Annotated in this window: 12 protein-coding genes; 11 read left to right on the forward strand and 1 reads right to left on the reverse strand. The window is 47.4% G+C overall.

The window, feature by feature from the left end; all coding sequences use genetic code 11:
• The first annotated feature begins 87 nt into the window (after positions 1–87).
• Positions 88–450: a YajD family HNH nuclease gene (locus SHD_RS12625; protein ID WP_011717601.1), complete on the forward strand. Its 363-nt coding sequence runs from the start codon at positions 88–90 to the stop codon at positions 448–450.
• Between the two features lie 26 nt (positions 451–476).
• Here SHD_RS12625 and SHD_RS12630 read toward each other — a convergent pair whose 3' ends face one another.
• The gene (locus SHD_RS12630; protein WP_023267474.1) at positions 477–710 is read right to left on the reverse strand and encodes a DUF1289 domain-containing protein; all 234 of its coding nucleotides are present in this window, start codon (positions 708–710) and stop codon (positions 477–479) included.
• 326 nt (positions 711–1,036) lie between these two features.
• Between SHD_RS12630 and SHD_RS12635 the strand changes: the two genes are divergently transcribed.
• The 10 genes from SHD_RS12635 (at position 1,037) to SHD_RS12680 (ending at position 16,090) form a co-directional block, all read left to right on the forward strand.
• On the forward strand, positions 1,037–2,407 hold the full coding sequence (locus SHD_RS12635; RefSeq protein ID WP_023267476.1) for a methyltransferase: 1,371 nt from the start codon (positions 1,037–1,039) through the stop codon (positions 2,405–2,407).
• Between the two features lie 254 nt (positions 2,408–2,661).
• Positions 2,662–3,711: a 3-oxoacyl-ACP synthase III gene (locus SHD_RS12640; RefSeq protein ID WP_011717598.1), complete on the forward strand. Its 1,050-nt coding sequence runs from the start codon at positions 2,662–2,664 to the stop codon at positions 3,709–3,711.
• Positions 3,712–3,881: 170 nt separating this feature from the next.
• Positions 3,882–4,844 (forward strand): alpha/beta fold hydrolase, encoded by a 963-nt coding sequence (locus SHD_RS12645; RefSeq protein WP_023267477.1) that lies wholly within the window; start codon positions 3,882–3,884, stop codon positions 4,842–4,844.
• On the forward strand, positions 4,844–6,670 hold the full coding sequence (gene oleC / locus SHD_RS12650) for an olefin beta-lactone synthetase (protein WP_023267478.1): 1,827 nt from the start codon (positions 4,844–4,846) through the stop codon (positions 6,668–6,670). The genes SHD_RS12645 and oleC overlap by 1 nt, the downstream gene beginning before the upstream one ends.
• A 178-nt stretch (positions 6,671–6,848) precedes the next feature.
• Complete coding sequence (oleD, locus tag SHD_RS12655; RefSeq protein WP_052031025.1) at positions 6,849–7,940, forward strand: 2-alkyl-3-oxoalkanoate reductase; 1,092 nt, start codon at positions 6,849–6,851, stop codon at positions 7,938–7,940.
• A 71-nt stretch (positions 7,941–8,011) separates the two neighbouring features.
• On the forward strand, positions 8,012–8,251 hold the full coding sequence (locus SHD_RS12660) for a DUF3624 domain-containing protein (protein WP_039978359.1): 240 nt from the start codon (positions 8,012–8,014) through the stop codon (positions 8,249–8,251).
• A 470-nt stretch (positions 8,252–8,721) separates the two neighbouring features.
• A complete protein-coding gene (locus tag SHD_RS12665; protein ID WP_023267481.1) occupies positions 8,722–9,699 on the forward strand; it encodes a TerC family protein in 978 nt (325 codons plus the stop codon).
• Positions 9,700–9,863: 164 nt separating this feature from the next.
• A complete protein-coding gene (locus SHD_RS12670; RefSeq protein WP_039978360.1) occupies positions 9,864–11,393 on the forward strand; it encodes a hypothetical protein in 1,530 nt (509 codons plus the stop codon).
• A 249-nt stretch (positions 11,394–11,642) separates the two neighbouring features.
• Entirely contained in the window at positions 11,643–12,521 is an 879-nt protein-coding gene (locus SHD_RS12675; RefSeq protein WP_023267483.1) for an ABC transporter ATP-binding protein, read from the forward strand.
• 11 nt (positions 12,522–12,532) lie between these two features.
• Positions 12,533–16,090, forward strand: coding sequence for an ABC transporter permease/M1 family aminopeptidase (locus SHD_RS12680; RefSeq protein WP_039978317.1), 3,558 nt, complete (start codon positions 12,533–12,535; stop codon positions 16,088–16,090).
• Positions 16,091–16,153 lie beyond the last annotated feature (63 nt).

Genomic DNA, 16,153 nt, shown 5'->3' on the forward strand with positions numbered 1-16,153 from the left:
CGCTTTGCGTGTCAGAAATATTGCCCCAAGGAATAACTCGGATTATCCTTGGGGCACTTTTTTAGGGGTCATCAGTTAGGTGTGAGCATGTCAGCAAATCCAGGCCAGAGTAAGTTAGATCAAGTCTTAGCCCAAGAGCGGGAATACCGCGCCAAACGTGAGGGCGGTTACCGCGAGCAAGCGCTCAAATTATATCCTTGGATCTGTGGCCGCTGTACCCGCGAATTTACCTCAAAAAATTTAAGCGAATTGACGGTTCACCATAGAGATCACAACCACGATAACAACCCATCCGACGGCTCGAATTGGGAATTATTGTGCCTCTATTGCCACGATAATGAGCATTCACGCTTCGAAGAACTGATCCGCTACGGTAGCACCACAGAAACCAAGCAAGCGGCGGCGACCTATAATCCCTTCGCCGATTTAAAGGCGATGATGAAAAAGTAGCGATAAAAGTAAAAGGCCTGAAATTTTCAGGCTTTTTTCGCAAGTCGTGCCTCGGCTTCCAACCATTTAGCGCGGCTTAGGATCTGTTTATTGTCGTCGCCTTCGAAATGGGCTTTGCGGGCGGGAAGTTGCGCGATAATCGCGGCGTGCTCTGCATCGCTGGCATCGCGCCAAGCAACAATCTCATCGATATGGCGAAAACAGCCCATGCAATAATCTTCATCATTTAAGCCACAGCGGGCAACGCAGGGGGAGAGCATAGTTTTCCTCTTAACTCGTTTTCGTTATCGGGTTCAATGGGTGAAGTCGCAGCGTTAAGGCGCATCTCCCATGCATGCCAGCGAGTAAAACAGGCTGACAAAAATTGTGGCGATACTAGCAGCTTTAGCCGCCATTTGGGCAGCGATATTAAGTAAAATGCACCTTAATATTCGTAAAGGCTTAATAACGGCATAGTTTTCAAACTGATGGCACAGTTTTAAAAATAGTTTTCAAACTAATTTCAAAATAGTGCTGTTGTGAAGGCTTGGCGGCTAAGCCCAATAAAATAGTCAAATGGAACACATCAGAGTAAAGCAAATTCAGCATGGCAATTAAGCGCGATAATCATAAGCACGCAAGAGATATATCCGACAGTCAGGATAGGCTCAAGGCGCACTTTATCCAATTGGATAAGCTACTTGAGCAGAGCCGTGCCCTGTGGCAAGTGCGCGCCTTTGAGGCGAAAACACTGCCTTGGCAGGCGCAATTTCCGACCTTAGCGACAACCCTTTGGGCGCTCGATGATGCTGTGCTCGATGCCTTGGATGCCGAGCAATCGGCGTTAGTCGATGCCTTATCTCCCGCACTCACGCAGGATCTTGCCGCGTTAGGCTACGAGTGGGATCTGTCTTTACTCACATTGTCCATCGCTGAGCTCTCGCTTGGCTCCGATATTGCCTCAGATATAGGCCCTGATATTGGCTCTGACGATATTGAAACTGCTACTTCACCTAGTATTGATCTTACTGAGATGGCTCACTTTAGTGCCCATATAAAAGGCCGTAAGTGGGAGCAGATCACCGCCTTTGTGCAGCATTTGCCCGATGCGGGATTACCCGTGCTGGAGTGGTGTGCGGGCAAAGGGCATTTGGGCCGTTTGATCGCCAAGGCACGTGGTGTGGATGTGTTAAGCCTAGAGTGGCAGGCGATGCTCTGTGAAGAGGGTCAAGCCTTTGCCGATAAATGGCAGTTATCACAGCGCTTTATCTGCGCCGATGCCTTCGCTATCGAAGATAAAGCCGACGAAAATACCGCTGATCAGACCAATCCTTTTTGCGCCCAGCAACAGGCGGTGGCGCTGCATGCCTGTGGCGATTTGCATGTGCGTTTACTGCAATTGGCCGCAGCGGCGGGCACACAGGCACTGGCGATTTCACCTTGCTGTTATCATTTAATTCAAGCCAATCAATACCAAGGCTTATCGACGCTTGCTCAACAAAGTAGCTTGACGTTAACTCGCCATGATTTGCAATTGCCATTGCAGCAAAGTGTGATAGCCAATCCCAAGCAGCAGGCGCTGCGGCATCAGGAAATCGCTTGGCGGCTCGGATTTGATGCGCTGCAGCGAAGCAGCCGTGGTATAGATGCTTATCTACCTTTACCCGCCATAAAGCAAAGCCAGTTGAGTGGCGAGTTTGCCGAGTTTTGCCATTGGGCGGCAGCGCAAAAGGCGGTAACCTTAGATGCAGATTGTGATTTTGACGTTTGGCTCGAGATAGGAAAGCAGCGACAAAGGTTAACCCGACGCATCGATTTGGCCGCGCATTTATTCCGCCGTGCGCTGGAGCTGTGGTTAATTCTCGATCGTTGCTGCTTTTTGCAGGAAAGTGGCTATCGGGTGACCCTGAGGGAATTTTGTGCAAACAGTGTGACACCCAGAAATGCGCTGATTTTGGCGCAAAAATTGAGCGGCTAAAAATTAATCTGAGATTTAACCTTGTACCTGACTGTTTTTTATAAAGTATTTCTTTATTAGTTCATTTTGAATTAACGGATAGGCGGCATGATCTGCACAAGGGCTTATAAGCTCTGTGAGACAAGTCTAAGGCGAAAGATGGTTTTTTATTGAATCATCGGGCTTTTCTTGTTCAAATGTCGCTTTAATGACAAATAACAACTAAAAACTGACCTAAAAGATCAGTGATCTTAGTGAGCGAATAAAACAGTTTCATGAAATATTCCCGCGTATTTATTAATAGCCTTGCCTATGAACTGGCACCTGTGGTGGTTTCCAGTAGTGAGCTAGAATCTCGCCTCGCGCCTCTATATCAAAAATTTCGCATTCCTATGGGGCAACTTGCGGCGTTGACGGGTATTACCGAACGCCGTTGGTGGCCTAAAGGGCATCAATTATCCGATGGAGCGATTAAAGCGGCGCACAAGGCGATTGCAGAAACGGGAATAGAAGTTGCCGAACTGGGCGCTGTGGTGTACACCGGCGTATGCCGTGACCAACACGAACCTGCCACCGCCTGCCGGATTGCGGCGGCCTTGGGGGTGTCGAAGGACACGGCGATTTACGATATCAGCAACGCCTGTCTTGGGGTGTTATCGGGCATTTTAGACATTGCCAACCGTATCGAGCTTGGGCAAATTAAGGCGGGCATGGTGGTGTCCTGTGAGTCGGCGCGGGATATTGTCGATGTGACCATTGATAATATGCTGGCAGATCCGACCATGCAGAATTTTGCCCAGTCGCTGGCGACCTTAACTGGCGGCTCTGGCGCGGTGGCGGTGATACTCACCGATGGCAGTTTACCGCTGACTAATGTGCGTAAACATCAGCTACTTGGCGCTTCCCATTTATCTGCTCCGCAGCACCATCAACTGTGTCAGTGGGGCTTGCAGGAAGTAGGGCACAATATTTACCGTGAGTTTATGCGTACCGATGCGGTGACCTTGCTCAAAGAAGGGGTCGAGCTGGCTAAGCATACGTGGGAGCATTTCCTCGCGCAGCGAAATTGGTTGGTCGAGCAGGTAGACAAAGTGATCTGCCATCAGGTCGGCGCTTCAAACCGTAAGCAGGTCCTGAGTGCGTTAAACATTCCGCCTGAAAAAGAATTCCCAACATATCAGCTGCTTGGCAATATGGGCACAGTCTCTTTACCCGTCACTGCGGCCATGGCACACGATCAAGGCTTTTTACGCCCAGGGGATCAGGTGAGCTTTTTAGGTATCGGCAGTGGTTTGAACTGCATGATGCTGGGTATTAAGTGGTAGTTTTCCAAGATTGTTATCTGCCTTAGCCGACGCTTGAGAGCAAGGTTTGCTAGGGCATTTTTATGCTTATTGGTTTAGCGATGGGCATTAGCACTGAGCATAGGTGAAGGAGAATTTGCCAGCACAGGCTACCAATACAAAAACAATTAGAACAAAAGATAGGAAGCGTCATGTTAGACACTCTGTTGCCGTTTAAACGTCATTTTCTAAGCCGTAATGGCAACAAGCTGCATTACATCAATGAAGGCCAAGGTGAACCTGTGGTCATGGTGCACGGTAATCCAAGTTGGAGTTTTTATTACCGTAATCTCGTGAGTGCCCTTAAGGATACGCACCAGTGTATCGTGCCAGACCATATTGGTTGTGGTCTGTCGGATAAGCCAGATGACAGTGGCTACGATTACACCTTAAAGAATCGCATTGACGATTTAGAAGCCTTGCTTGATAGCTTAAATGTAAACGAAAACATTACTTTAGTTGTGCATGACTGGGGTGGCATGATAGGTATGGGTTATGCGGCGCGTTATCCTGAGCGAATTAAACGTCTGGTGATTTTAAATACCGGCGCCTTTCATTTACCCGAAACTAAGCCTTTACCGCTGGCGCTGTGGATTTGCCGCAATACCTTGCTTGGCACTGTGCTCGTGCGCGGTTTTAATGCGTTTTCATCGATTGCCTCCTACGTTGGGGTAAAGCGTCAGCCGATGTCAAAGTACATTCGCGAGGCCTATGTTGCGCCGTTTAACTCATGGGCAAATCGTATTTCGACCCTGCGTTTTGTACAGGATATTCCGCTAAAACCGGGTGACAGAAACTATCAACTGGTGTCGGATATCGCCGCTAGTCTGCCAAAGTTTGCCAAGGTACCGACACTGATTTGCTGGGGATTACAAGACTTTGTGTTCGATAAGCACTTTTTAGCCAAATGGCGTGAACATATGCCCCATGCACAGGTGCATGAATTTGCCGATTGTGGTCACTATATCCTCGAAGATGCGAGCGATGAGGTGATTACCCATATCAAACACTTTATGGCTGAGGAGCAAACGCCTGAGCCAGAAGTGCAGCCACTTGAAACGGCGCAGGTCACAGAGCCTAAGGTTGAGACTCAAGCGCCACAGGCCGCACATTAATGGCTAGGGTGGAGGATGCGCAGCTCGGCCATGGGACATCTGCCGCCGAGCGAGCAAGCGATGCCAATATCTGTCGGCATTTAAAGCTGGCCGCCCATCATATTCCCCATCATCTCGCCGTTGCGGTGCAACAGGGCAAAGGAAAATCCCTTGCCAATCTGACTTACCAAGAACTCGACTTTATTAGCCTAGATAAACAAAGCGATGCCATCGCCTTCGCGCTCAATGCCCATGGGCTGACGCGGGGGATGAAGGCGGTGCTGATGGTCACCCCGAGTCTGGATTTTTTTGCGTTAACGTTTGCGCTGTTTAAGGCGGGGATTATCCCCGTGCTGGTTGACCCTGGCATGGGGATTAAAAATCTTAAGCAATGTTTTATTGAAGCTGCGCCCGATGCCTTTATCGGTATCCCTAAAGCCCATATCGCTAGACGCTTATTAGGCTGGGGCAAGGGCAGTGTGAAGCATCTTATCAATGTGGATGGTAATCCAAGCGGAGTTGCTGGCACCTTATCGCGCGTACTCACGGGCGCGCCAAGTTTAGCGTCGATACTCTTATCAACAGCTAAGTCGTTTACAGCTAAGTCATCTGCGGCTAAATTGCCAGAACTGGCCGAGTACCCGATGGCGCTGCTCGAGCATGACGAGATGGCGGCGATTCTGTTTACCAGCGGCAGCACGGGTACGCCAAAGGGCGTTGTCTATAGTCACGGCATGTTTGAGGCGCAAATTCAGGCGCTAAAGCAGGATTATGGCATTGCACATGGCGAGCGTGATTTAGCCACATTCCCGCTATTTTCCCTCTTTGGTCCGGCGCTCGGTATGGCATCGATTGTGCCTGAAATGGATGCTAGCAAACCGATCACGGCCAATCCTGAATTTTTATTTGCCGCCATTGATAAATACCAATGCAGCAATATTTTTGTTAATCCGGCTTTACTTGAGCGTTTAGGCCGCGCCGGTGAACAAACCGAATCGAAAAAGCAGCACAAACTCAGCAGTGTGAAACGCGTGATTTCCGCTGGGGCGCCCGCGACCATTGCCTCGATAGCCCGTTTTAGCAAAATGCTCAATGATGGCGTGCCTGTACTCAATTCCTACGGCGCCACCGAATCCTTACCTATCAGCATGATCGCCAGCGATGAGCTATTTACCACGACTCAAACCACGGATAATGGCGGTGGAATTTGTGTCGGCCGCGCTATCGATGGCGTCAGTGTCGAGATTATTGCCATCACTGAAGCGGATATCCCTGAGTGGGATAATGGCTTGCGTCTTAACGCGGGGGAAATTGGCGAAATAGTGGTCACAGGCCCTATGGTGAGCCAGTCCTATTATCGCCGCGAAAAGGCAGCGACGGCGGCCAAAATCTGGGACCGCGAGCAGCAAACCTTCAGGCATCGCATGGGCGATCTTGGCTACCTGGACGACAGTGGCCGGTTGTGGATGTGTGGCCGTAAAGCCCATAGAGTGGATGCCACCCAAGGTGGGCAGTTTGTTAAACGTTACTATTCCATTCCGAGTGAGCGTATTTTTAATACCCATCCGAATGTGAAGCGTTCGGCGTTAGTGGGGATCAAAGTCAAGGGGCAAGGTGGCGTGAGTGAGATTGAACCCCTCATCTGCATCGAGCTTGACCAATCCTTGGTGTGCAATAAGAGCGCGCAGCTCTATCAAGAGCTGATGGCGATTGCCGAGCAGTATAGCCAAACTCAGGGGATTCGGCGTTTTCTCATTCATCCCGACTTCCCCGTGGATGTGCGCCACAATGCCAAAATATTTAGAGAAAAATTAGCCATTTGGGCGCAATCGCAAACCAAAGGCTGATTTCAATTTAGCAAATTTTTAACTTAAATAGGGTCGAAATTTCGACTGTTTGTTCGTGGCACGTTTTGCCGCGAGTGGTGCCTTGTTGCACTTAATCAATGAATTGAATACTAAGATGACACTCACTGTCACGGAATGCGATATGACTGACAATCCTGCTGTTCACCAAGCTGATGCGATGCCAACTGGCCGCCTTGATAACCTCGCTCAAACAGACTTTGAACCGCGTGAGCAAGCCGCGCTTTATGCCTTGGCCGCTAAGGTCAGCCATGCCTTTGTGACCGGCGCGGGTGGATTTTTGGGTAAGGCCATTTGCCTGCGTTTGGTCGCGGCTGGGATTAAGGTGACTGGCTTTGCCCGTGGCCATTATCCTGAGCTTGAAGCTCTTGGTGTGACTATGGTGCAGGGGGATTTAGCCAATCCAGAGCAAGTCAAACAGGCGATGCAGGGCTGCGATATCGTGTTCCATGTGGCCTCAAAAGCGGGGGTCTGGGGTGATAGAGACAGTTATTTTTGCCCCAATGTGAAGGGCGCCGCTAATGTGATTGCTGCTTGTAAAGCGCTTAAAATCAGTAAATTAGTCTATACCAGCACTCCTAGCGTGACCTTTGCGGGCGAAGATGAATCGGGTATCGATGAGTCGACGCCCTACGCCAGCCGCTTTTTAAATTATTATGCTCACTCCAAGGCGATTGCCGAGAAGATGATGCTCGATGCTAATCAAATCTCTTCAACTGCATCGGCGTATGCGTTAAAGACGGTTGCCCTGCGGCCGCATTTGATTTGGGGGCCCAATGATCCGCATCTGGTGCCTCGGGTGCTCGCCCGCGGTCGTTTAGGTAAACTCAAGCTGGTGGGGCGCGAGGATAAACTGGTCGATACCATTTATATCGATAACGCTGCTTATGCCCACATTCTTGCAGCCATTGAGCTTTGCCAAGTCTCGCCTAAGTGCCAAGGCAAAGCCTATTTTGTCAGTAACGATGAGCCTGTGACTATGGCCAAGATGCTGAACCTCATCCTAGCCTGTGATGGGCTCCCGCCTGTGACCGCGCGCGTGCCACAGACCCTAGCCTATGTGGCGGGCGCTGTGTTAGAAACGGCGTATCGACTGCTGAATAAGCAAGAAGAGCCGATAATGACGCGCTTTGTCGCTAAACAGCTTTCCTGTAGCCATTATTTCGATATCAGCGCGGCAAAACGGGACTTTGGCTATCATGCCTTAGTGTCGATAGAAGAGGGGATGAAGCGCCTTAAGGCATCACTCTAGTGCTTATTTAGCACAGGGCAAACTTGGTGATATCCTATGCCGTCACGGTAACTTACTGGATTAAAAAGTTAATGGCCTGCGACGATTGTAATACTTCGATTTTTCGGCAAAAGATTGGCCGCTGCAAACGCTGCATGTGGCAGTTGACGCTGCTGTCGCTTGTCGGTTGGCCGTTGTGGTGGTATCTCTACAGTGACGCTCCTCGAGAGGTCAACTCTATCGCCTTACTGTTTTTCTGCTCAGCCTTTAGTGGTCTGTTGTTACTGCATCTTGTGGTATTAGTCGCGCGCCGTCTGCTCGGGCGCGAATAGTTTTTTCACTTCTCTTTTAATCACGTTTTATCTTTTGTTGTGAATAGCTACAACTCGACAGTTGCGCTATTTTAAACGGCTATTCTTGCCCGCGAACTTTTTCATTTTGGCTTAATGCTCAAGTGTTAAACAGTGCGCTGAAACACCTCGTTTTTTATCGTCTTAGCGAAAAATACTGTCGATTTGTGCTGGCTAAGGCGTGATTCGTGATGAGCTCGCGCGATTATTCTACTCCGTGATCCCGTAAGTGTTAGAGCTAGGCTTAGATCTGCAGAGTACGACAAATGCTCTGATGATAGGGTCTAGTGTAATGAGTTGATTTGGCTGCATAGTATGGATTTAAACAAATTTTAATCTGATATTTTAAGGTTTTTACCCCTGTTTCACTGTTTTTGATGTTGCTAAGTATTAAGATCGAGCATGGCGATGTGGCCGAGAAAACTCGGTACTTTTAGGTTTTAGGGAGTGTTATGGAGTTTTTTACCACGCTATTTGTGGGTTACCCGATATGGGTTTGGTTAATGTTTTTTGGCTTTGTGTTGGCATTGTTAGCCTTCGACTTAGGTGTGCTACACAAAGAGCAGCACGAAATTACCGTGGCAGAGAGCCTTAAATTATCGGCCTTTTATATTTGTATGGGCCTGTTGTTCGGCGCTTGGTTATGGTGGTACAAGGGCTCGACCGCGGGGATGGAATACCTCACGGGTTACCTTATCGAAAAGTCCTTATCTATGGATAACGTCTTCGTTATCGCGCTTATTTTCAGTAGCTTAGGCATTCCCCGTTTGTATCAACACCGAGTGTTATTCTGGGGGATTATGGGCGTTATCGTGCTGCGCGCCATTATGATTGGCTTAGGCGCGGCGCTGGTGGCGCAGTACCAAGGCGTGTTGGTGTTATTCGGCCTGTTCTTGATTTTCACGGGTATTAAGATGCTCTTTTCCGATGATGAGCATGGTGATATCCAAGATAATAAGTTTTACAAGTGGTTACGTTCTAAAATGCGTTTTACCCCAAGCCTTCATCAAGAGAAGTTTTGGGTAAGGGGAGAGGATCATCAACTCAGCAAAGGCTGGTGGGCAACGCCCTTGTTCTTGGCGTTGATCTTAGTCGAAACCGCGGATCTGGTGTTTGCAGTGGACAGTATCCCGGCAATTTTTGCGATTACCCAAGATCCCTTTATCGTCTATACCTCTAATATTTTTGCGATTTTAGGTCTGCGGGCATTGTATTTCGCCCTCGCGGCCATGGTGCATCGTTTCGAGTACCTCAAATACGCGCTATCGGTGGTGTTGGTGTTTATCGGCGTGAAAGTCGGACTGGTGTACTTTAATCATGAAGGCATTGTGGACTTTAAGATCCCAACTGCCTTATCCCTTGGCGTCACCTTCGGCCTCTTGCTGGCGGGGGTATTATTCTCCCTGTGGAAGACGCGCGAGCAGAAGTAAGCTCATAATGACTTAGGAATCGATCAAGGCCATTTAGCCCATGCTAAATGGCTTTTTTACTCTCTACTGAAGGCAAAATCGCGACTTGGGAAATTAGTCTATGCTTAATTGGCATCGTTAAGGTGCAAACACTAAAGATGACGAATACTTTCAAGGATGAAGCGATGAAACTACCTCTTGCGAGTTTATTGATTGGCGCTTTGCTGGGAGCCAATGCTCACGCCGCTGGAACTCAAACCGGCCAAACACCACCCCCTTCAAGCTCCACTTGTACGGGAACTTACCCGAGTTACTTTCAAGACCCGGCTTTTACCAAAACCGGCATGTGGGATAACCAAGTGATCATCAATCAGGCCTATCCTGGTTGGAAGGGGCCGATTTTTAAGCTAAGTGATGCCTACTCAGCAGCTAAAGCCGATCAGGAAATGCCATGGCTCAAGTTCAATCCCTTCGATAAAAATCTCTCTGAAAAGGATAAGAATACCCAAGCGTGGAATTATCTTTGGGCGGTTATGCAGTATATCCAAGCGGGCAATATCGACAGTGGCGACATCAATACCGACTGGGATCTGTGTAATAACAAGGTACGTGCTTGGTACCATATTCCTTATCAAACCTACGATCCCATGAGTGGACGCGAATTTATCCATGGATTAACCCGTGAAGCCCCCGTCACTATGGCGGTGAAAGACCAAGGCGATATTAAAACAACCATGTGGGCTGTCGGCTTTTATAACCCACAGGCTGCTGGCAGCTTGGCTAAGGTGTGGACGGGGGCTGCTGCGCCTGTGATGCCCCAAGCCAATTTTGCCTTTAATGAAGGCAGTGTGATTGGCAAATTGTTGTTTACTACGGCGACGCCCAATAACTATCCCTTCTTAGAAAATGTGCCAGTATGGCAAGCCAATATCAGTTCGAGTGATTTCTGTGAATGTAAAAATGCCGATGGTAGTGCCTGTAGCTTCCAGCAAGAAACGGAGCAGTGTCCCCGTTCGGTCGCCGATGTGTATTTGCTACAGTTTGATATCGCAGTGCGTGACAGTCGCTCCCCAGTAGGCTGGGCCTATGGCACCTTTGTGGCCGACGGCCAATTTAAGGCAAAAGAGAAAAATCCGTGGAACCGGATCTCACCCCTTGGACTTATGTGGGGCAATGATACTCCTCCTGCAAACGTAGGCGCGGCCGCCTTTCCACAAAACCCGGTGTCAGGCCTTAAAGATAGCGCGGTATTTCAAGAGGTGGTTGGACGTTTAAATGAGAAAACCAATGCAGGGCATCTAGGTTGTAATGGCAGGCTAAACGGTCCGGCGGATAATGCCCTAAGTAGTTGCTTATCTTGCCATCAAACGGCTTCCGTGCCCGATAGCAGCAATAATACCCCAGCGATTATGTACCAATTTGCTTCCTACCAAGAGCCTGGAAGCGGCCAATGTATGACGACGCCGAGTAAGCTCGATCTGGCGATCGACCAAGTGTACTTCAAGTCATTCCAATGCTCTGAATCCTTCAATGGCCCTAAAAATATTGTGCCACTGCCACAATATGCGCAGGGACAGACACAATGGATCTCTACAGATTTTTCTTTGCAGCTGAGCATAAGCCTCACACAGTGGCAGGAATGGCAACAGGATCAGGAAAATCTGAAGAAGAATATTAAAGTGCGAGTGTTTGATGGCACGCTGCCTTCCCGTTAAGACGCAATTTGTGTAAGGAATTGTATTTAGTGTTTGCGGTATGGATAAAGTGACCTCATTCACTATTATCAGTCATTTCAATATTAAAGGGCCCATTTCGGGCCCTTTGCTTTTAATTCTATCGATTGTTTCTCTTTGCATTATTTAGTCGGTCATTCGGTAAGTGACTGAATACATTAGTAACTGGTGTTTTGGTTAAATATTTGTGATAACTTGGCGTTATTTTAAACATAAAAGCAAGAGGGAAGCATGCTAGCTATTACAAATTTAACCAAAACCTATGATAACGGTGTTAGGGCGCTCGATGGGGTTAACTTAACCATTTCGAAGGGGATGTTTGGCCTACTAGGCCCGAATGGAGCGGGTAAATCTTCTTTGATGCGAACTATTGCTGCACTGCAAAGCGCTGACAGTGGCAGCATCGTTTTCGACGGTATTGATGTCTTAGCGGATCCACAGGCATTGCGTAAAACCTTAGGTTACTTACCGCAGGACTTTAATGTTTATCCGCGGATTAGCGCCTTTGACTTATTGGACCACCTAGCGGTGTTAAAAGGCATCAATCAAAGCAAGCAACGCAAAGAAATCGTGGAGGGCTTATTGGCCCATACTAACTTATATCAACATAAAAATAAGGCGGTAAGTGGCTTTTCCGGCGGTATGCGGCAACGTTTTGGGATTGCACAGGCGTTACTTGGCGATCCTAAATTATTGATTGTTGATGAGCCAACCGCAGGGCTCGATCCTGAAGAGCGCAATCGTTTTCACAATTTATTAGTGAGTTTGGGCGAGGAAAAAGTCGTTATCCTCTCAACTCACATCGTTGAGGACGTGTCGGAACTCTGCCCGAATATGGCGGTGCTCGCCTCGGGAAAAATCCTATTACAGGGGAATCCACAGCAATTGGTCAGTGAGTTAACTGAGAAGATTTGGACTAAAACCGTTGATCAAGCGGAAGCGCAACAACTTGAGAATGTATTACCGGTCATCTCAAAACGATTACTTGCTGGCCGAACGGTATTAAATGTGATGGCCGATACATGCCCTGATGGGTTCACGCCAGCCGCTGCAGGGCTTGAGGATTTGTATTTCTCAACATTGCACAGCCATCGCCATCAGGCAGCTTAAGGAGACTCCCTATGCTGTTATCTATGTTGAGATTTGAGTGGCGTTATTATTTGCGTCAGCCATCATTTTATGTTGTTTCTTTGTTATTGTTTTTAATGAGCTTTTTATCAGTTGCCTCCAATAATATTCAAATTGGTAGCGGTGGTGAAGTGTTGAAAAATAGCCCTTTTGGTATTAGCCAAACCTTGCTCATCATGGGGCTTATTTCTATGTTTGCTGTTGTAAATTTTGTCGGTAGCACCGCCATTCGTAATCATCAGCATTTAATGGAGGAGCTGATTTACAGTAAACCGCTATCGCCTTTCGCCTATCAATTTGGGCGTTTTTTAGGCAGCTTTATGGTAGTGCTTGCCGTATTCGCCTTTGTACCTATTGGCTTGATATTAGGTTCATTTATGCCTTGGGTTGACGGGAGTCGCTTTGGGCCCTTTGTCCTTAGCCACTATTTGATACCTTATTTTCAGTTATCGGTTCCAAGTTTACTGCTGATTTCATGCCTATTTTATGCCATGGCAAGCCGTTTCCGATCTTTGATGGCCTTATATTTGACGGCCGTGGCTATGTTGGTGCTTTACACGCTGACAGGTGAAATGGCGAGCCAACCGCAGTATCGTACTATCGCGGCATTACTCGACCCCTTTGCACTGCGCACGTTCGATGAAGTGACCCGTTATTGGACGATTAGTGAGAAGAATCACCAGTTACTCGAATTGTCAGGACTCGTGCTACAAAATCGAGCGCTGTGGCTTGCGATCGCCTGCGTATTACTGGCTTTGTCAGGAATTTTCCGCCAGCCCACATTAACGAAAAAACGCGATAAAAAATCCATCAAAGTTGAAAAGATCCCTGAATTAGTCCCTTTATCTGGGCTATCGACTCGCACTGAAATCAACGCGCGCTTGCAATTTTGGACTCGGGTTAAGTTTGAGGTGAAGCAAGTGCTGTTAACTGCCCCCTTTTTGGTACTAGGGGTGTTAACAGTATTCAACTTAGTTGGCCCAATGTTTGATGATTTTGGATGGTACGGTACCTCTAACTGGCCTTTAACTCAGGATATGGTGGATAACATTGCCGGTGCGACCGGATTATTAATGGTTATCGTACTGATTTATTACAGCGCTGAAATTGTCTGGCGCGAACGTACCTCTGGCATGGGGGATATTGTTGATAGTGCGCCTGTGTCTAATCTATGTTTTTGGGCGTCAAAGTTAGTTGCAGTACTTATTGTGATGACCTTGCTGTATGTGCTGGCGATGTCAACCACAATAGTGTTCCAACTGATAAAGGGCCAAGGTAATTTAGAAATATCTCAATACCTTATTCGTCTTGGGTTTTATTATTTACTGCCATTATTACTCTCTTCAATACTGGCATTTTTCTTACAAGTGCTTAGCCCGAACAAATATGCAGGTATGGGGCTGTTTGTGGCTTATTACCTGACGACATTCGTGATGGCAAATTGGGGATTTGGCCATAGTTTGTATAACTTTGCCCAATCACCTAGCTTAAGTTACTCGGATATGAACGGCTATGGTTGGGGTCTGCTAAGCCATAGTTTGTACATGATTTATTGGGGCGCTTTTAGCTTAATACTGTTCGTGTTGGGCTATGGTTTATACCACAGAGGACCGCAACAAAGTCTTAAAACTCGATTAGGATTATTGGGTTATCAGCTTGGTCTCAGTGGCAAGGCCATCGTTGTGGCGGGCTTAGTGGTATTTATTGGATCTGGTAGTTACCTGTTCTATCAAACTAAGGTGGTTAATCATTACCTTACCCAAGACGAAACCACAGATTTACAAGCCGATTACGAAAAGACGTTCAAGCAATATCAAGGCATGCCTATTTTAGTGACCACTAAGGTTAATGCGAATATCGATATTTTTCCTGAGCAACGCAAAATAGCCGCTAAGGTAATGTTTGAATGGCAAAATAAATCGGATAAGCCAATTGAAAAGATGCTGGTGCAACTGCCCGAGCACACCCAAGCTGACACGGTAAAGATCACTATTCCTAATGCGACGTTAGGCGAGTTTGATCGTCGTTTCCGTAATACCTGGTTAAGTTTTTCTGCGCCAGTGTTGCCGGGGCAGACAGTTGCAGGAAATATCGAATTAGTGCGTGAGTCTGTCGGTATTGCCGAGTCTGGTTTTGATTTGTCTGTCGTAGAAAATGGCACTTTTATCAATAATCTTGAGCTATTACCCTTATTTGGTTATCAAGATGGTTACGAGCTTATGGATCGCCATGAGCGCCAAAAACGCGGACTGACAGAAAAAGAGCGGGCGAACAAGCTGGAAGACAGTCGTTATTATCGACAAAACTTCTTTGGCGTAGATGGCGACTTTATCCAATTTGAAGCGACGGTTTCGACCAGTGCGGATCAAATTGCCCTCGCGCCAGGTTATTTGCAAAAGCAGTGGCAGCAAGATGGTCGCCAGTACTTCCATTATTTAATGGACAGTCCAATGGTGAACTTCTATGCCATTATCTCCGGTCGCTATCAAGTTGAAAAGGTTGAACATAATGGGATTGCCGTAGAGGTCTATTACCATGTGGATCATCCTTGGAACGTAGCTCGGATGGTGGAGTCGGTGAAGGATTCAATCGATTATTACACTACGGCATTTGGCCCGTATCAGCATAAACAAATGCGTATTATGGAGTTTCCTGGATACCGAAGTTTCGCACAAAGTTTCGCGAATACTGTGCCTTACTCAGAGCGTATTGGCTTTATTACCGATTTACGCAATGAGGATAATATCGACCCTGTATATTATGTCACTGCCCATGAAGTCGCTCACCAGTGGTGGGGACACCAAGTGGGGGCTGCGGATGTTCAGGGCAGTGCGGTGATCTCTGAAAGTCTGTCACAGTATTCGGCGCTGATGGTGTTAGAGCATAAGTATGGCGATAAAATGATCCGCAAGTTCTTGAAATATGAGCTTGATCGCTATCTGCGTGGCCGCTCATCTGAATCGATAAAAGAACAGCCGTTATTGCGTAGTGAAAACCAGCAGTACATTCATTACCAAAAAGGTTCTGTGGTGATGATGGCTATTAAGGATGTGTTGGGTGAAGCTAAGCTAAACGCTAATCTCAAAGCCTTCTTAACTCGCTATCAGTACCGTAATGATCCTTTCCCTACCACAGTAGATTTAGTGAGTTATCTCAAGCAGGGGACCGATGATATTCAGTCTCGGTTTATCGATGAATCTTTTAATGAGATCACGCTCTATGATTTGCGGTTAACGAATGCAGTGGCAACGGTTCTTCCTAATGGAAAAACGCAAGTTGAATTAACTATTTATGCGAGTCGTAAAGTTGCCAGTGGTAAAGGTGAAGAAACCGAACAGCCTTTGGATATGCAGGTTGATATCGGGGCATTTAGTGTGGACCCAGATAAGCTAAAAGATGAAAAGCAAATTTTGTTGCTTGAAAAACATCATTTAGTCAGTGGCGAAAATAAACTCACTCTTACGTTGGATGAAAAACCAAGCTATGTCGGTGTCGATCCCTTTGTGAAATTGATTGACCGCGACGCGAGGGACAACATCTTTAAACTGTAAATGACTAGGGCGTGTTGATGTTTTGGGAATTTTTGCCGAAATAGCTTGGTGTTTCTGCAAGGC

It is taken from the genome of Shewanella decolorationis S12, assembly GCF_000485795.1.
Lineage (GTDB): Bacteria > Pseudomonadota > Gammaproteobacteria > Enterobacterales > Shewanellaceae > Shewanella > Shewanella decolorationis.